14 protein-coding genes and 1 pseudogene are annotated in these 17,309 nt (G+C 36.8%); 9 read left to right on the forward strand and 6 right to left on the reverse strand.

Annotated features, from left to right (window positions below; translation table 11 throughout):
- Window positions 1-14: 14 nt before the first annotated feature.
- The 7 genes from EG242_RS05535 to EG242_RS05565 all read left to right on the forward strand — a co-directional run bounded on the left by EG242_RS05535 (window position 15) and on the right by EG242_RS05565 (window position 8,981).
- Window positions 15-2,420: a TonB-dependent receptor gene (locus EG242_RS05535; RefSeq protein ID WP_124898907.1), complete on the forward strand. Its 2,406-nt coding sequence runs from the start codon at window positions 15-17 to the stop codon at window positions 2,418-2,420.
- Window positions 2,421-4,616, forward strand: coding sequence for a peptidase domain-containing ABC transporter (locus EG242_RS05540; protein ID WP_124898908.1), 2,196 nt, complete (start codon window positions 2,421-2,423; stop codon window positions 4,614-4,616).
- Window positions 4,617-4,681: 65 nt separating this feature from the next.
- Complete coding sequence (locus EG242_RS05545) at window positions 4,682-5,119, forward strand: hypothetical protein (RefSeq protein ID WP_124898909.1); 438 nt, start codon at window positions 4,682-4,684, stop codon at window positions 5,117-5,119.
- Window positions 5,120-5,213: 94 nt separating this feature from the next.
- Entirely contained in the window at window positions 5,214-6,299 is a 1,086-nt protein-coding gene (locus EG242_RS05550; protein ID WP_124898910.1) for a serine hydrolase domain-containing protein, read from the forward strand.
- Between the two features lie 254 nt (window positions 6,300-6,553).
- Window positions 6,554-7,822 carry an aminotransferase class I/II-fold pyridoxal phosphate-dependent enzyme gene (locus EG242_RS05555; RefSeq protein WP_124898911.1) on the forward strand — a complete coding sequence of 423 codons (1,269 nt, stop codon included), beginning with the start codon at window positions 6,554-6,556 and terminating at the stop codon, window positions 7,820-7,822.
- A 109-nt stretch (window positions 7,823-7,931) separates the two neighbouring features.
- Window positions 7,932-8,531: a TetR/AcrR family transcriptional regulator gene (locus tag EG242_RS05560; RefSeq protein ID WP_235830368.1), complete on the forward strand. Its 600-nt coding sequence runs from the start codon at window positions 7,932-7,934 to the stop codon at window positions 8,529-8,531.
- Between the two features lie 84 nt (window positions 8,532-8,615).
- Window positions 8,616-8,981 carry a DUF1304 domain-containing protein gene (locus EG242_RS05565; protein WP_124898938.1) on the forward strand — a complete coding sequence of 122 codons (366 nt, stop codon included), beginning with the start codon at window positions 8,616-8,618 and terminating at the stop codon, window positions 8,979-8,981.
- 32 nt (window positions 8,982-9,013) lie between these two features.
- On the opposite strand, the gene EG242_RS05570 is transcribed toward EG242_RS05565, so the two are convergent.
- The 3 genes from EG242_RS05570 to EG242_RS05580 all read right to left on the reverse strand — a co-directional run bounded on the left by EG242_RS05570 (window position 9,014) and on the right by EG242_RS05580 (window position 15,559).
- Window positions 9,014-14,437, reverse strand: a complete 5,424-nt coding sequence (locus EG242_RS05570; RefSeq protein WP_124898913.1) for an N-6 DNA methylase — start codon at window positions 14,435-14,437, stop codon at window positions 9,014-9,016.
- Entirely contained in the window at window positions 14,424-14,861 is a 438-nt protein-coding gene (locus tag EG242_RS05575; RefSeq protein ID WP_124898914.1) for a DUF1896 domain-containing protein, read from the reverse strand. The genes EG242_RS05570 and EG242_RS05575 overlap by 14 nt, the downstream gene beginning before the upstream one ends.
- A gap of 110 nt (window positions 14,862-14,971) precedes the next feature.
- A complete protein-coding gene (locus EG242_RS05580) occupies window positions 14,972-15,559 on the reverse strand; it encodes an MT-A70 family methyltransferase (protein ID WP_034727136.1) in 588 nt (195 codons plus the stop codon).
- Window positions 15,560-15,738: 179 nt separating this feature from the next.
- Here EG242_RS05580 and EG242_RS05585 point away from each other — a divergent pair, with 179 nt between their 5' ends.
- Both EG242_RS05585 and EG242_RS15210 read left to right on the forward strand, forming a co-directional pair.
- Complete coding sequence (locus EG242_RS05585; RefSeq protein WP_034727134.1) at window positions 15,739-15,915, forward strand: histone H1; 177 nt, start codon at window positions 15,739-15,741, stop codon at window positions 15,913-15,915.
- A 71-nt stretch (window positions 15,916-15,986) separates the two neighbouring features.
- A complete protein-coding gene (locus tag EG242_RS15210; protein ID WP_397258076.1) occupies window positions 15,987-16,178 on the forward strand; it encodes a DUF6597 domain-containing transcriptional factor in 192 nt (63 codons plus the stop codon).
- On the opposite strand, the pseudogene EG242_RS05590 reads toward EG242_RS15210, so the two are convergent.
- From EG242_RS05590 to EG242_RS05600, 3 genes and pseudogenes are all read right to left on the reverse strand, one after another.
- A pseudogene (locus EG242_RS05590) lies at window positions 16,138-16,416 on the reverse strand (class I SAM-dependent methyltransferase); the annotation flags it as partial. The gene EG242_RS15210 and the pseudogene EG242_RS05590 sit on opposite strands and share 41 nt — an antisense overlap.
- A 55-nt stretch (window positions 16,417-16,471) precedes the next feature.
- Complete coding sequence (locus EG242_RS05595) at window positions 16,472-16,954, reverse strand: dihydrofolate reductase (protein WP_124898915.1); 483 nt, start codon at window positions 16,952-16,954, stop codon at window positions 16,472-16,474.
- 8 nt (window positions 16,955-16,962) lie between these two features.
- Window positions 16,963-17,298 carry a 2TM domain-containing protein gene (locus EG242_RS05600; RefSeq protein WP_124898916.1) on the reverse strand — a complete coding sequence of 112 codons (336 nt, stop codon included), beginning with the start codon at window positions 17,296-17,298 and terminating at the stop codon, window positions 16,963-16,965.
- Between the last annotated feature and the right edge of the window lie 11 nt (window positions 17,299-17,309).

Consider the following 17,309-nt stretch of genomic DNA (forward strand, 5'->3'; position numbering starts at 1 on the left):
TTAAAAAAAAAACTATGCTGCTGAAAAAGATTTTATTTATTATCACCCTTTGTTGTATGTGTTCTGTCAAATTAATAGCTCAGGATAGTACATATCAAGTGTCAGGGATATTACAAGGAGACGACGGTTTCCCGATAGACTATTCTGAAGTTTCTGCAACAGATTCCACAGATGTAGTAGTTCAAAGAGTCTTAACAGATTCATTAGGTTACTTTAATATAACCCTAAAGAAAGGGTTTTATAAATTGTCATCCAATAGATATGGTTCTGTTTTATTTGAAGAAGAAATAGATGTAATAAACAATTTGGATTTAGGAATAATAACTGTAAATAGTTCTACTGTTTTAGAAGGAATAACTATTACCGCAACCAAGAGACTAATTGAAAGAAAAGTTGACCGTTTTGTATTCAATATTGAAAATAGCCCACTTCTCTCAGGAGGAAACGCATTTGATGCTATAAAAAATGCACCAGGAGTTTACCTTGGCAATAACGAATCCATTAATATAATGGGAAAGTCAGGAGTAAAAGTCATGGTTGATGATAGAGTATTACATTTAAACCCAAATGAACTTACAGCTTTTTTGAAAAGCATGGGTGCGGATAATATAAAATCTTTAGAGGTAATCACAACCCCTTCATCTAAATATGATGCACAGGGGAATGCTGGAATAATTAACATAATCACTAAAAAGGGAAGGCAACCTGGATGGAACGCTAACGTAGGACTTACCGGCTATCAAGGAAAATATAGTAGGTTAATTGGTAATGCAGGATTTAACTACAAAAGTGACAGGATTGATTTTATTTCAAATTATGCTGTTGGTGATGTTCGTTCTTTCGAAGAAATTGAACAAACTAATAGTTTTGTCAACCCTAATACAGGGGATATAACTAAATATTCTTCTTTAAATTATGAAAAACGTAAGGAAGTTTATCATACTCTTACAGGGCAATTAGATGTAAAATTAAGTGAGTATTCTAACATAGGTATTTCAGGGAATCTATATTCTAATAATAGCCCAAGACCTTCAGACAATGAAACAGAATCGACGAACAACACTTCTTTTTCTTCTTATAATGATCATAAGTTAAATCTTTTCAATTATGCTATAGATTTATATTTCAACCAAAAACTAGATACCTTGGGAAAGGTAATGAATGTTAATGCAAGTACATCAAATTTTAAGGTTGATGACAAGCAAAACCTTACGAATAGGTTTTATACAAACCAAGTTTTCGAAAATGAATCCAAACTAAGAAGTTTCTTTGATAACAAAACAAAAATATACTCAGGAAATATAGATTTCAAATTACCTTATAATAAGTTCTCTTTAGAAACAGGAATAAAGATGGCTCATACTGAAACGGAAAACGACTTCCTATTTCAGAAATTTTTATCCGGTCAATGGGAGAACAATAATTCATTAAGCAATCAATTCGATTACAAAGAAACGAATACTGCCGGTTACTTCTCATTTAACAGTCAGCTATCTGATCAAATGTCTTTTCAAGTTGGTTTAAGAGGGGAATATACTAGAACAAAAGGTTTGTCAAGAACTACAGGAACGGAAACAGATTACAATTATTTTCAATTATTTCCAACAGCGTATTTTCAATATAAACCAGATGAGAAAAACTATTCATTGAATTTGTCATATTCCAGACGTATCAGTCGTCCTTCTTTTGATTACTTAAATCCATTTATATCCTATCAAAGTCCACTTTTCTCAAATGTAGGAAATCCATTGTTAAGACCTTCATTTACTAATTCTCTGGAAATAAGTAGTATATTTAATAATAAATATATTTTAACAATATTTGGAAATACTACCTCAAAATATTTTTCAGAATTCCCTATACGAGTAAATAATACAGATGAAACACGTTATACATTCGATAACATTGGAAAAGGAAATAACATTGGTATACAAGCTATTATACCAGTTAAAGTAACACCATGGTGGGATATATCTAATACATTTTTGGTAATGAATCAAAATTATAATTTATCTTATGAAGATATTGAACAAAAACTTAATAAAGTATTTTGGCTTCTAAATACCTCGAATACTTTTAAGATTAATGAAAATATCTCCGCAGAGTTGTCTGGAAGATACCGTTCTCCATCAATTCAAGGATTTTACCAAATTGGTAATTTCTTTGATATGAGTGCTGCAATCAATGTTAAGTTACTTCAGGATAAAGCAACATTATCATTTTCAGCACACGACTTATTATACACAAACAGAAGTATCGTTAATATACAATACCCTAATCAAGATTTAGGGTTTACAAGGTATAATGATACTCGATTATTTAAGTTGTCATTTAGATATAAATTTGGAAATACGGACTTAAAAAACAAACAAAAACAACAAAGCGGAAGTATAGACGAACAAAATAGAGCAGGTAAATAAATGAAATTAAAGTTCATCTCTCAACATGACCAAATGGACTGCGGTCCAGCTTGCCTAAGTATGATTGTGAGATATTATGGAAAAAAATGTTCACTTCAATACATAAGAAATAAATCCTTTTTAAATAAAGAGGGAGTCAGTGTTGCGGGGATTAGTCATGCTGCAAGATCAGTTGGATTAATACCTGGTGTTTTTAAATTGAATTTACAAGAGCTAGAAGAAATTTCAAAGCAAGGACCATCTATCTTACATTGGAATCAAAATCACTTTGTAGTATTAATTGACATAAAACACAAACGAGGTAAACGTGTTTTTAAAATAGCTGATCCTGGATACGGAATTATGTCAGTTAAAGAAAGTGAATTTGTAAAGCATTGGCTAAATACGAATGAAGAAGGTATAATGATTACTTTTAAGTTATCAGAAAATTTTCATAGCATCAAGTGTAATTACGATGGTCTTAACACTTTAAAATATATTAAGGGGAAACTCAAAACATATCGCTGGCGGATAATCACAATCTTTATTGCGGTCTTTATTACAAGTTGTTGCACTTTAATTTTTCCCTTTATAACCCAAGCAGTTGTTGATAAAGGAATTAGCCAAAAAGACATTAGTTTGGTTGCAAGCTTACTATTGGCACATGCATTTATATTTATTGGTGCAACAGTAGTGGATGTTATAAGAAACTGGATAACACTATATTTAGGTACAAAAATAAATATAGAAATAATTTCTGATTTCTTAAAAAAAGCACTTCGTCTTCCAATCTCTTTTTTTGACTCTAAACAAAAAGGAGACTTTAATCAAAGGATCTTAGACCAGCAACGAATAGAAACATTTTTAACCACGCAGAGTATAATTACAATTTTTTCGATTGTTAATTTCGTTGTATTCCTTGGCGTCCTACTTTATTATAGTAAAGTTATTGTATTGGCATATTCTCTACTTACTGTATTGGCAGTAGTTTGGTCGTTATTGTTTATTAATAAACTAAAGACTTTAGATTACAATAAATTCCAGCTACGATCTGAAAACCAAGACACAATATATGAATTTGTAAATGGTATTGAAGAAATTAAACTCAATAACCTAGAAGAGTACAAAAGGTCTATTTGGGAAAAAGTACAATTAAAACTTTTTGGAGCAAATATCAGAGTTTTAAAGACAATTCAGTTTCAAACAATAGGATTTGATCTCATTAACCAATTAAAAAATATTCTTGTGACATTTCTTTCTGCAAAAGAGGTAATTAACGGAAGTCTGAGTCTAGGAGCAATGCTGAGTATAGCCTTTATTGTTGGTCTTATGAATTCTCCTATAAGTCAATTAATAACATTTATAAGAGGATATCAAGAAGCAAAACTGAGTTTAGACAGGCTAAATGAAGTTCAAAACATATCAGAAGAGAGTGAAGTTAATGAAGTTCAGAAGGGATTAGTTCAAAAAGTAATAAAAAGAGATATTTGTGTAAATAAATTGTATTTCCAATATGGAAGTCCTACATCAAAAAAAATACTATCAGGACTATCCTTTACTATCCCACACGGAAAGGTTACAGCTATTGTTGGTGGTAGTGGAAGTGGGAAAACAACACTATTAAAATTATTATTAAAATTTTATCAACCTACTGAAGGGGAAATTTTGTTTGGGGAAGATAGCTTAAATAGTTTTGACCCGAATGAATGGAGAGCTCAATGTGGTGTTGTACTCCAAGAAGGTTACATTTTTTCTGATACAATTAAACAAAATATTATTTGTGGAGAGGAAAATCCTAATATAGAGAAACTTAAAAACGCTGTTAGATTAGCCAATATTGAATCTTACATCAACGAATTACCGTTAGGTTTTAATACTAAAATTGGTGCCGCAGGAAATGGCTTGTCTGGTGGACAAAAGCAACGACTTTTAATAGCAAGAGCAATTTATAAAAATCCACGTTATATTTTCTTTGACGAAGCCACTTCTTCTTTAGATGCAGAAAACGAAAAGATTATTCATGATAATTTACAGTCTTTTTTTGTTGGGAAAACAGTTGTTGTAGTTGCTCACCGACTATCTACTGTGAAAAATGCTGACCAAATTATTGTTTTAAAGGATGGTGAAATTGCCGAAATAGGGACACATGGAGAATTAATTGACAAAAAAAGCGTGTATTACAAATTAATAAAAAATCAATTGGAATTAGGAACTTAAATAGAAAAGCATTTCGAAATTAAGTTACCTTATCTTGTATTTTAAATTTTTTAAACTATATTATTATGAAAACATTTTTAATCTTTTTAATTATGACAACAATTACAATTAATGCTCATTCACAATCCACTTCAAATAGTGAAACAACAAAAACATACTCTAAAATTTCTGAAAAAAAGGAAGAGATTACTAAAAATAAGACCCTTTACAAGAAATCAACAATCTCTGTTGAGTATGATGGAGGTGATAATAATACGTATGAATATTCAATGAACTCACCCTCAGGTAACGAGTTAGAGATTAGCATCAATGATAATTCTAATGAAATTACTTTTTTCATTTTTGAAAATGATGATAATTCCAAAAGTAACGCTGACATCAAGTCATTTAGAGAATGGAAGGGTGTATATAAAAATGACATTACAATTAAAGTAAAAACAAAAGAAAAAGGAAAAAAATATAGTTTTTCTTTAATTATAATGGAGAAAATAGAAAAGAAATAAATAATCAAGTGGGTATCACTAACTGAGAGCATTGAAAAACGAATATTATAATTTAGTAAAGAATCAATTGGAGTTAGGCAGTTAAATAAAATGTATGAGAAGGTTTAGTGAGAAGTTTACACAAAAAATCATTTACTCAATGATGTTGAAGAAATTCTTTCTTCCCATATTTTTATTAGTACCCCTACTTGTATTTGGGCAAAATGACATTCAAGAAATCGTAAACAGCGAATTTGAAAAAGGATATTTCAACGGCACTGTTTTCTATGCAGACGGAAAGCATTCTGCAAAAATCAATAAAGGATTTTCTAACATTCAGTTTGATGTAGCAATTGATAATAATACTCGTTTCCAGATTGCTTCTGTAACCAAATTATTTACATCACTTGCAGTTTTACAGCTTCAGGAAAAAGGACTGATTGATTTTGAAGATAAAGTCGGAAAATACATTCATAGTCTACCCAAAAACTGTAACGACATAACTATTCGGGATTTAATGACACATCATTCGAGATTGGAAAATGAACCAGTTAGTGCAGTTATGAATAAGTATTCTTTAGACGATTACATCAGGAACTTTGTAAAGAAAACGTCAAGCGATACGTTGAAATTCAACTATAACAATGTCGATTTCGTTTTACTCTCCAAAGTCATCGAAAGCATTACAAAGAAGACGTTTACAGAATCAATCGAAGATATGATTATCCAACCGCTGAAACTGGAAAACACAGGATTTGTAAGCGAAAACGACATCATCAAAAACTTAGCTTATGGCTATCATAACTATTCGTTTGGAGAAGGCGAAAAAGACGAACCTCTTTTTAACGACAGAAGATATATTTCTAATTATTACGGAGCAGGTGGAATGTATTCGACTACCGAAGATTTATACCAACTTTTATTAGCTTTAAAAGACAACAAACTGATTTCAGAAAAATCAAAAAATGAATTTCTTCTCAAACCGCAAACCGATGATTTTGTAGATTGGCTTTCCGGCAAACCTACATTTGGATTTTACTTTGACAACAAAAAAAATGTGTACAGAAGAAGCGGAAGCATTGACGGATTTAATTCCGAAATCATCGTAAACAAAGTTTTTGACAAAGTTTTAATCATCTTTTGTAATACCGATACCGCAGATTTGATGAGATTAGCAAACAAGATATATTTTAAAAAGTAAAAGAATCGGATTAAATAACCTTACAGCAATTAAAAGCGAATACTGCAACTTAATATGAATCCATTGGGATTTGGCGGTTATATATTACCCCGAACAGAGATAAATAAAAATATTTCGTATTGTTTTTTCTCATCAAAAATACTTATTTAATGTTTATATCAGTAATTTAAGGTTGAATTTTATGTTCTTTTATTTCCCCGTAAAAGGAAAATAATATAAATTTATACCTGTTAACTTTTTATAAAACATTAGGCATGGATATTGACTTTACTAAAGCAAGTTTTAAAGATTTTGAAAACATTCCAGATCTTGACATTTTTGAAAGAGCAAAAGCTCACGAGGGATACCTGAACTACCTGCGTGAAAACGAATTTATGAACTACCGTCTGCTTGCCACTTCGGGCTGTGGTCCCGAAATAGAACTGGCGGAAGATGGTTACATCAAGAAAGGAGATTACATCAGCTTTGTCTGCAACGATTATCTGGGCTTTACCCAGCATCCCGAAGTAAAAAAAGCGGTGATTGCCGGTATTGAAAAATACGGAACAGGTGCGGGAGCTTCGCCACTTATTGGAGGCTATTTTGATTACCACAAAGAGCTGGAAGATAAAATATCCGCTTTCTTCAAACGTCCGCAAGGTTCGTCAATTGTATATACTACCGGTTATACCTCAAACAGTGCTTCTCTGCTTTGTCTGCTAAAAAAAGAAGATATTGCTATTGTGGATATGGCTGTCCATTCTTCCGTATATGAAGGTATCATGGGTACTACAACCAAAAGATTTATTCATAACGATATTGAATCGCTGGAACGGATTCTTTCACATGCAAAGGATAGTTACAGAACCAAGATGGTCATCATAGACGGAGTTTATTCGCAGGATGGCGACATTGCCAAGCTGAAAGAAATATTAGAGATAACACATAAATACAGTGGTGTATTATTGGTAGATGATGCACATGGTATAGGTGTTCTGGGAGAAACAGGAAGAGGTGCCATGGAATATTTTGATGTACTGGATCAGGTAGATATCATCACCGGTACATTTAGTAAAACATTTGGTAATGTAGGCGGTTATTTGGTGGCTAATAATCCTGATCTGATTTCTTATTTACAGTTCCAGTCACGTCAGTATGCCTTTTCAGCATCAGCATCGCCCAACGTAATCGGTGTAAGCCGTGCCATGGACCTGATAGATGAAGAACCACAATGGCAAAAGCAATTATGGGAAAATATTAATTATTATAAAAAAGGACTTTTGGATATTGGTCTGGAAATCGGAGATACCGAATCAGCGATTATACCGGTAAAAATCGGAGATGTTTACAAAAACAGCCTTGCCGGGAAAATGTTGCTCGAAAATGGTGTCTATACCAATCCTATCATGTATCCCGCAGTATCATTGAAAGATTCACGCATACGGATGAGCCTGATGGCAACCCATACAAAAGAACATCTTGATAAAGCGCTGAATGTATTTGATTATGTCAATAAAAAGTTAGATATTGCAAAGTCTGTATAAAAGAGAAATAATGGGACGAAAGAAAAAAACTGAAATAGAAAATACAGAAGATACAACCCCTAAAACAAGAAAAACCTTATCAGGTCCCCTTCGGGACAAATCCAGAACAATGGCAAGGATGGTAGCTGCCGTAGGGAAAGTAATTCAAAAAAAGGGCTATCCGGGGCTTACTGCTCCCAACATCGCTATTGCTGCCGGTGTGGATAAGAAATTAGTATGGACATATTTTGGTGGAATTGACAATTTGATTGAAGAATACGTTCGTCAGAAAGATTTCTGGAAATTTGCAGCAAAGGGATATATAGATGATTTGTTGAAAAATCCGGAGGATATAGGCAAAAATGAAATTGAAGGTTTATTACAAAATCAGTTGGATGTTCTTTTAAAAGACAAAGTGCTGCAAAAGATTATCCATTGGGAATTGGGTGAAACCAATAAAATGTTACGAAAAATAGCTGACCGACGTGAAGACATTGGTGAACAATTATTTTCACTTATCATGCCTGATTTTGAGAAATCTAATACTGACCTGAGAGCTCGTTTAGCTTTGCTTATTGGTGGTATCTATTATCTTTCGTTACATGCTAAAACCAATGGTAGTGCGTTTTGTGGGATTGACATCAACGAAGATCCCGGAAAGGAACGCATCGAAAACGCCATAAGAGATATTATTTTTGAAGCTTACGAAAAAGCGGGAGTGAATAAATAGATTTAGAAATCCGGCTTTAAAGTCGGATTTTCCTTTTTAACATCAAATATCATACTACAGACACTATTTTAAATGGAAGGAATTATAGGAACAATAGCCAAAGTTGTGATTGGTTTGGTCGCTTTGGAACATCTTTATATTTTATGGATAGAGATGTTTGCCTGGGAAACAAAAGGCAAAAAAACATTTAAAACGTTACCTCGCCACCTGTTTCACGAAACAAAGGGCTTGGCTGCCAATCAGGGGCTTTATAACGGTTTTCTTGCAGCAGGATTATTCTGGTCGCTTTTAATATCGGATATTATTGTATGGCAACATAATATTGCTTTGTTTTTTCTGATATGTGTTTTTGTAGCGGGTACTTTTGGATCTGTTACTGCATCAACGAGTATATTTGTAAAACAGGCACTACCTGCATTAATAGGTATTGTACTCGTACTGCTGAGTTAAAAAAACATCTTGATAAGAGGTGTGTGGCTTTCTTACAACACACCTCTTGGCAAGTGAACACCTTTTGTCCGTACTATACTTTCCGAAACTTTTGGAGCCTCTTCCTTTTTCTCTGATTTTTCAGCCTGCTCTTCTTTCGTTTCCGGTGCGATAGACAACATAATCTTTCTTTCCACCGCAGCCAATTCCGTTTTGAGTTCGCTTAGTCGGGTTTCTTTGTTCCAAGTTCCGTTTACGATTTCCTGAAGTACAGGAAGATCTTTTTTCAGTTCTGATATTTTCTTTTGTTCCTGCTCTATATATCCAGGCAATTTTTCCAATGCCTTTAGAAAATTCATCGCTGCCGTTTCAGGATCCTTTGCCATAACACCATTGTTGTAGGTGTATTTAATATTGCCTTCGCCCTGTATCAAAAAACGGTTTACACGGATATCCACGCCCTCTTTTTCAGAAACCTCTGTTTTGACCAATAACTGAAATCCATACAGACTGCCTATTTCCTGATAGTCACCACCAGTGCGGGCTTTATCCGCTATCTGATTGAGCTTTGCACCAATCTGTTTCACATCGGCATTTGCCGACAAACCCTCCAACTGAACAGGATTGGCAATACTGTCGTCCGAATGTTTTTGTATCCGCTTTTCTAAATTATTCCAGTCAAGGCTCATCCGTTCCAATCTGGATTTTGAACCTTCCAGCATGGAAGTAACATCTTCTAACTTGTGTTTAGAACTGTATTTTGAACGGTTGAATGCCTGCTTTTCGCTTTCCAGTCCGGCAATCTGTTTTTCCAATTTCGCTTTTTCCAATAAGTCTGTGTTTCCCGAAAGAATCGCCACGTATTCAGAGAAATTCATTCCAGTTTTTTCATCCATTGCACCTTCATCAATCGTACGTTTGCCCATGCTGTTACTTTTTAGCTGACCGATGAAAACCTGCTTGTTGTAAAGTGTATTGAATTTATAGCTGTCCAATGATTTCTCAACTGCGTAGATGAAAATATCTACTTTGTTATCTGCAAAGAACTTGGCAATCTCATTCCCTTTACGGATGGCTCGTCCATCCCTTTGGGCAAGGTCTGATGGTCGCCAAGGGATGTCGAGGTGGTGGACGGCAACCGCACGCTTCTGTGCGTTCACACCCGTACCCAACATTTCTGTAGAGCCGAACAGTACCCTGATCTTGCCCTCATTGACATCGCTGATAAGCTGCTTACGCTGTTTTTCGTTTTTGGCTTCCTGTATAAATCGGACTTCGTGGGCAGGAATACCGTGGTCTTCAACCAGCTTGCGTTTAATTTCCGAATACACATTCCATTCACCCGGCTTGTAGGTTCCCAGATCGGAGAAGACGAACTGCGTTCCTTTCTGTGCATTGAACTTGTTATAGTATTTGGCAATGTTTGCCGCACAATGAGAGGCTTTATTGTCTGGATGGTCTTCATACTTACGGTTTATCATCCGCATATCGAGTGACATCTTACGGGCATAATCCGTTGCAATCAGCATCTTTGCCTTTTCTTCACTGGGGGATAAAGGCGGTCTTCCCAACAGTTCGGCATTACCTGTTTTGGCGAACTCCATCAGCTTTTTGATGAATACTTCCTGTTCCGGTGTTGGTGGTATATTGTATAGTATCTCGTTCTTTTCGGGACGGTCAATACCAATATCTTTTGCAGTACGGTAATCCGTAATTTCAGAATAGAACTGGGCAAGTTCCGGCACTTTGATAAAGAAGCGGAAACGCTCTTTGGATACAATATTGTTGGCTACCGAAAATTCATAATCGGTAGTTTTTCGGGCATAGATGGCTGCCCAGGCATCAAAGCAATTGATGCCCTGTTTTTCCAATGCCTGTGGTCGCAGGTATTTAAAAAGCAGATATAATTCCGTCAGCGAGTTACTGATAGTCGTACCTGATAGAAAGGTAGCTCCCAAATCTTTTCCGGTGCGTTCCTGAATGGTACGGATGGCAAACAGCAGGTTCATTGCCCGTTGGCTCCCTGCCATATTACCTAATCCTGCAACCCGCTCATGGCGGGTATTAAACATCAGGTTTTTAAAGCGGTGGCTTTCATCAACCAACAAATGATCAATGCCCATCATTTTAAAATCTACCACATCGTCCTTACGGTTTTCAATATCGTGTTCCAGTGTTTTCAGCTTCACTTCAAGGTTCTGCTTACGTATCTGTACGCCTTTGAGCATTCCCCTTGAAATCTCTTTGCCCTGTGCTTCCAGAGCGTTAAGGTTGTCCTCTACATTCTGTAGTTCGCCTTCCAATATCTCTTTCTGCATTTCGGGCGATTGGGGTATCATCCCGAACTGATCGTGCGTGAGTATCACGCAATCCCAATCGTTATTTTTAATATCACCGAAAATTCGTTGTCTTTTTTGTGGGGTAAAATCTTCTTTTCCAGGATATAGGATTTTAGCATGTGGGTAGGCTTTACGGTAAGTTTCCGCTATCTCGTGTACATTGGCTTTCAATCCCAAAATCATCGGTTTATGTACCATTCCCAACCGCTTCATTTCCTGAGCAGCCGTACACATAATCAAAGTTTTCCCGGCACCAACTTCGTGGTCACAGATGGCACCGCCGTTGAGCTTTATCATCCATACGGCATCCTTCTGACTTGAATACAAATCTTCAATGCCCAGACCTTTTCTGTCCAGTCCGGGGAATTCCTGATGGCTTCCGTCATATTGCGGACGTACAAAGCAATTGAAGGTATCGTTGTATTGGTCGGTCAGCCTTTTCTTAAATTCATCATTCTGTGCGTGCAACCAGTCTGTAAAAGCAGTGCGGATTTCATCAATCTTGGTATTTGCCATCTGTATGGCTTCCATATCCCGTACCTTGACCTCTTTGTCATCTATCGTGACTTTTTTAGTTATGTCAGGCGTGGTGTTGACCAGAGCATGCTTCAGCAAGGCAATCCCGTCATAGGTACGGCTTTGCGATTTAATGGCATACTTATCCCAGATATGGACGTTCTTACTACTGCAATTAATATTGAAATCGTCCGTAGTTTCAGAATAATGGATACGGACATCCGTATCGAATAAATGGGAAGCGAAGCGGGCATAAATTCCCGTAGGTATCCAGCGTTCACCTAAATTAAAATCCAGTTCTTCAAATTCGATACGCCTTGGTCGAGCCTCTTCCAAAGCGGTAAGGCTTTCTTTTGCTTCTCTGTCTTCAGGGTAATTCTCTACATAGTTGCGTACATCGCTTGCTTTTTCAACCACGTTTCCGGCAATCCATCTTTCGGTTATTTCATAACCCTTCTGTAAAGGATCGTAATAGATACGCCCATGCAGGGCATTCTTCAGCTCATCTGCGGGCATTCCGCTGATCTCCGACATATAATCCAAATCAACGGTTCCATATCGGTTGAGCGATGCAGATAGAGCTTCATCGGGATTATCAGTTGCAAGCGTAGTGATAGAAAAACTTACCGGACGGTGGAATATGTCCGATTTGTGTACAACACCGCCTACTACGCGTTCCAGATAGGGAATTTCCTTTCCGGCACTATCGGTTTTGATGAGCTTGATATTATCAGCACTGTTCAGGTTGTCGTATTTTTTTACAAAAGCGTCGTATAATGTGTTGAGCTTTTCCCGCTCGTCTTTATGTTCGGTTTGCTTTTCAGCTTCTTTCTGGTAGAGATCAATATAAATATCACGCAGGTTGATATAGGCTTCCATTCTTAATTTTTGGCTTTGCGGAATAGCCAAAGGGTGAAACACAGCGTTTTCTCTGTAAACATTTATATTTTTCAGGTAGCCAACCGCCCCTTTGAACGATACAAGGCTATCGTTTCTGTGGAAAGCCTTTAACGGTTCGGTGTATGGTTCCGGTTCCGTCGGCAAAACCTGTATTGGGGTTTGTTCCGATTTGCCGTTACCGTTCAGCCCTGAAAACAAATCTCCTATAATGGCCGCCTCTCCGTTTGAAGGTGTCTCCGCTTTTGAAGTAATTGGGGTTGGCGTATAGGTTTGCTGCATTGTTCCATTGAACAGATTGCCCTGATAGCTTTTTCTTAGCGGTTTCTTTTTCGTGGACGGTTTCTTTTTGACCGTTGGTACTGAAGGAACCATTGCAACGGGTTGTGGACTTTCAAAAAGGTCGAACAAGTTCAGTTGTACCTCCTGCTTGGGAGCTACATCTTTTGATAAAGCTGGTTTAGGTTGTTTCTGCAAAGGTTGCTTTGCAACTTCCGGTTGAATAATTGGTTCAATTTTAGGTGCAGGTAGCGGAACCTTTGCTTGTTGTATTGGTGCATCCTGTTTTTTACCGTTGTATAAGTCAAGGTTCAGGTAGTTCCCGAAATCTTCCCTGAGCAATTTTGTTACATCATCCGCAATACCTTGGGCACCTCCGCTGTGCAGAAAGATAGGCTGTTTACGTCCGTACTGGTCTGTGGATTCAATAATTTCATCAAAGACCGTACAGGCTGAATACATGACCCAGGCATTTATTTTTCGGTCGTCTTTGGCATCGATGGATTGACAGAAATCTTTTTCGTTTTCTGTGAGTTCCTGCTTGCTCTTATTCTTTTGTAAGATCACCAGGTCACTGCCTACTTCCGTTCCGGCATGGTCAGTAAAGAGATTGCTTGGTAACCGGACAACCGATACCAGATTGTTTTCTTTCATCAGTGCCTCACGTATCGGCTGATTGGCAGGACTGTCCAATACACCTTGCGATGTGATGAATGCCAGGATACCTCCATCACGCAACATATCGCTTCCCTTCAGAAAGAAATAGTTGTGAATGGCTTTTGCCGCTAAAGCTTTTGCCGGATCATTACCTCTTGTATAAGAAAGATCAAAAACGGAAGCCGTACCAAAAGGGATATTGCTGGTAACCAGATCATAGCTTTCTTTATCTGCTTCAGGTATGTCCTCAAAACCCCGAACGTGTGTATTCACATCCGGGTAAATATGTTTCAGAATTTTTCCGGTAAGCAGGTCTTTTTCATAAGCAGAAATATCCCGTATGGCTCCAAAGCGTTCCTTGAACGTTTCTATAAATGCCCCTGCACCGGCAGAAGGTTCCAGCATTTTATTGACGGTAATACCGTTTTCTTTCATTACATCTGCCAATGCTTTGATCAGCGGCGGAGGCGTGTAAAAGGCAGTAAGCACCGAGTTTCGCATGCTGTCCACATAGCGGCGGTATTCTTTTTCGTCAGCGGAATTTTCTCTTAAAAGCTGGTGCAATTCTTTTGTAGCTTCAAAGAACTGGTGGTCTGTTTTTCTCCAATTGTTGATGTCTATTTCGTTCGCCACAGGGTTCAAAACGAACTTTAGACCGCCAAATCCGCTGTATTGCATCATTAGCAGTCTTTCGCCCGATGTGGGTGTCCGTTTCTCCTTCTCCAATTTAAAAGCTATTCTTAGGGCATCAATGTTCTGTTGGAGATGTTGGCGTTTACTGAAGCCCATTCTCCTCAACCCATATTGCGATTGCTCCGGTTATTTCAGTGTAGAGCAGGTCAAACTCATAACCGTATGCGAAATCATCGGTTAGTTGGTAGTTGGTGAAAACGGGTTCGCAAACAGGAAACATTTTTAGTGCAAATGGTCGCAACTCTTCATCTGCCATTATGGTATCAAACTCATTGCAAACCACCTGAAATACGGTATCGAATTTGGAGAAGTGCAAGCCTTCAAAAAGAATGTAATTGGCAATTTTGTTGCATTGCTCAATCGAATTTCCTGACTGAAATGCACCCTCGTAAGCATTGGCAGCCCACGATGAACGCTGCTCAATAAATTTCTGGTCGTGTGCCTTTTCGGGGAAGCTGCTGTTTAGTAGTTCTTGCAGTCGTAATCTGAAATACGATAGGTCTTTTTGCTGTGTATCCATACTATAATTTTGTTTTGAATTTTGCGTAAAGCCTAAAATTATAGCAGTAGGTAAGACCCTTTAAAGATGTGGCAGGGTTTGGCTTTGAGAGGTAGGATTTGGCGTAATGGTTATTCGGGGATTTCTATGGAATTATCTATTTCATTGCCGAATACGTCCCAACCCTCAAAAGTATTATCGTTATCCTGCATCGGGCTTTGCCTTGCAAAGAGCTCCACTCTGTCCACTTCTCCAAACAGGCGGACAATACGTTTTCTTATCTCATCGGGCTTCTCTGAATGCCTGCCCCGTGGAGATACAAGTACCTGCGGGACATCTTTTGCCTGACGGGTAAGGGGCTTACCTTTGGTAAACAACAGAACTATTTCCGCATTGGCACGGGTGTAATAACCCATTCCGGCAAAAATGGTTGCATTGTTCCGGTTTGTCTTTATCCACGTAAAAGCGACGGTCTTGTAGGTAAATCCCCAGGCTTTTCCGAGTTCCAATGCCTGCTCCAAACAGGGAAAAGTAGCCCACATAAAAAGTATACAATTGGTTCCGGCAATAGCCTGTATATTCATCCCCTTTAAAAACTCAGGACTTTGGGTCTGATAATGACTTTCCGCACTTCTTCCGGCTCCTTTCTTGCTCCATACCTTGTATTGCCACGGTGGGTCGGCATATATGACATCGTATTTCTTTGCTTTCACATGCATTGCTTTCCAACTTTAATAGATACTTTTTCAATTACGATGGCTAAAGTATCAAAGGGAAAAAGAGAAGCTATGAATGTGGCAGGGTTTGGCTTTGAGGGGCGGTATTTGGCGTAATGGATAGTATATTATAGCGTTAAAAGAGTATTTTTGTGCCTTACAAAATTTAATTCACCATCATAATGAATGAACTAATCGAAAAAATCAATGCAAGCTATGAAGCGTTGAAAGCTGATGCAGAATTACAAGCAGAAAAAGGAAACAAAGCGGCTGGTACGAGAGCACGCAAAGCATCCCTTGAATTGGAGAAACTTTTAAAAGAGTTCAGAAAAGCCTCTTTAGAAGCATCTAAAGGCTAAAACAAAACCCTCCTAAATCTGGAGGATTTATTTAGTATAATTGTAATGATGCAGCAAAATGAACAGGTAAAATGAACTATCAACAAATATATCCAACAGCACCCCTGCGGAAATACGTTCGCTATTTTTGGATATTGGAAGACGATAGTTTAGACTTTTCTCAAAAAACGTTCAAGATAATGTCGGACGGCTTGCCCGGACTTATTTTTCAGGAAAGCAAAAAAGCATTCCAGCAGAAATATCAAGGCCGATTATTTTTTTAGCATTGGTTTTGGTCATCAAAATGGCTAAATCTCCAGTTCCAGTTGCAATATCAAGAATCGTTTCTGGATTTTTATCCGAAACCATTTTCAATACTTTTTTTCGCCATTTCACATCAATACCAAAAGAAATAACACGGTTCAAACCGTCGTAATTTCCAGAAATATTGTCAAACATTTGGGCAACTTGCTCTTTTTTTCCTAAATCAGAATCTTTGTATGGAGTAACGCTTTTAGACATTTTTTAAAAATTTGAGCAAAGATACTGCTAATTAGTCAATTTGAAACTTTGAGGTTTATTTTCTGATAAAAGTTTGAAAAGTAAAATCGAAATTATGTTTTTCGTCTTTTGGATGAAATTCTTCGTGCTCTAATTTCCAATCTTCGGATTTAATTTCTGGGAAAAAAGCATCAGCTTCAAAGGTTGAATGTATTTTCGTAAGTTCGATTTTATCTGCAAAAGGCAAGCCGAGATTATAAATTTCGCCACCACCAATTATAAAAATATCTTCGTTTTGAGGTGCTTTTTCAATGGCTTCTTTCATGTTGTCAACTACAATACAACCTTCTGGATGGTAATTTTTTTGTCGAGTAATGATGATATGAGTTCTATTTGGTAATAGTTTTGGAAAACTTTCAAATGTTTTTCGACCCATTATGATGTGATGTCCCGTTGTGAGTTGTTTAAATCTTTTGAAGTCATTTGGCAAATGCCAAACCATTTCATTGTCTTTTCCAAGTGCATTGTTTTCTGCAGCTGCAGCAATCATTATAATCATTTCGGGATTTATTTATTAGAAACTTGTTCGTTAATTTTGGTTTGCAATTGCTCTAATTTTCGTTCTTGTCGCTTTACAAGTCGGTCAATTTGTTCTCTTTCCCAGTTTTTATTCATAAATCGATCGGTAATATAAACCTTTATAAAATGCAAAATGAGGAGAAAAAACCAAACTGTTATAGCCCATGGATACCATACGTTAGGCATGCCAAATTCAAGCAATTCGTTGGCAACAAACATAAACAAACTACCAATTAAAAAAAATACGAAATGATAATAAAGCGTCTTTTTTTGTTTGATGCGTTTTCGTGCATATTCATATAATTCTTGTTGTTCTCTTTCCATTTTTATTTATT

The organism is Paenimyroides viscosum, from assembly GCF_003858535.1.
Lineage (GTDB): Bacteria > Bacteroidota > Bacteroidia > Flavobacteriales > Flavobacteriaceae > Flavobacterium > Flavobacterium viscosum.

Coding starts and splice junctions, on each gene's coding strand:
- EG242_RS05570 (WP_124898913.1), bottom strand. CDS start 14,437: ATGGGCTTCAGTAAACGCCAACATCTCCAACAGAACATTGATGCCCTA.
- EG242_RS05540 (WP_124898908.1), top strand. CDS start 2,421: ATGAAATTAAAGTTCATCTCTCAACATGACCAAATGGACTGCGGTCCA.
- EG242_RS05550 (WP_124898910.1), top strand. CDS start 5,214: ATGAGAAGGTTTAGTGAGAAGTTTACACAAAAAATCATTTACTCAATG.
- EG242_RS05580 (WP_034727136.1), bottom strand. CDS start 15,559: ATGCATGTGAAAGCAAAGAAATACGATGTCATATATGCCGACCCACCG.
- EG242_RS05595 (WP_124898915.1), bottom strand. CDS start 16,954: ATGATTATAATGATTGCTGCAGCTGCAGAAAACAATGCACTTGGAAAA.
- EG242_RS05555 (WP_124898911.1), top strand. CDS start 6,554: ATGGATATTGACTTTACTAAAGCAAGTTTTAAAGATTTTGAAAACATT.
- EG242_RS05560 (WP_235830368.1), top strand. CDS start 7,932: ATGGCAAGGATGGTAGCTGCCGTAGGGAAAGTAATTCAAAAAAAGGGC.
- EG242_RS05575 (WP_124898914.1), bottom strand. CDS start 14,861: ATGGATACACAGCAAAAAGACCTATCGTATTTCAGATTACGACTGCAA.
- EG242_RS05535 (WP_124898907.1), top strand. CDS start 15: ATGCTGCTGAAAAAGATTTTATTTATTATCACCCTTTGTTGTATGTGT.
- EG242_RS15210 (WP_397258076.1), top strand. CDS start 15,987: ATGAACTATCAACAAATATATCCAACAGCACCCCTGCGGAAATACGTT.
- EG242_RS05545 (WP_124898909.1), top strand. CDS start 4,682: ATGAAAACATTTTTAATCTTTTTAATTATGACAACAATTACAATTAAT.
- EG242_RS05600 (WP_124898916.1), bottom strand. CDS start 17,298: ATGGAAAGAGAACAACAAGAATTATATGAATATGCACGAAAACGCATC.
- EG242_RS05585 (WP_034727134.1), top strand. CDS start 15,739: ATGAATGAACTAATCGAAAAAATCAATGCAAGCTATGAAGCGTTGAAA.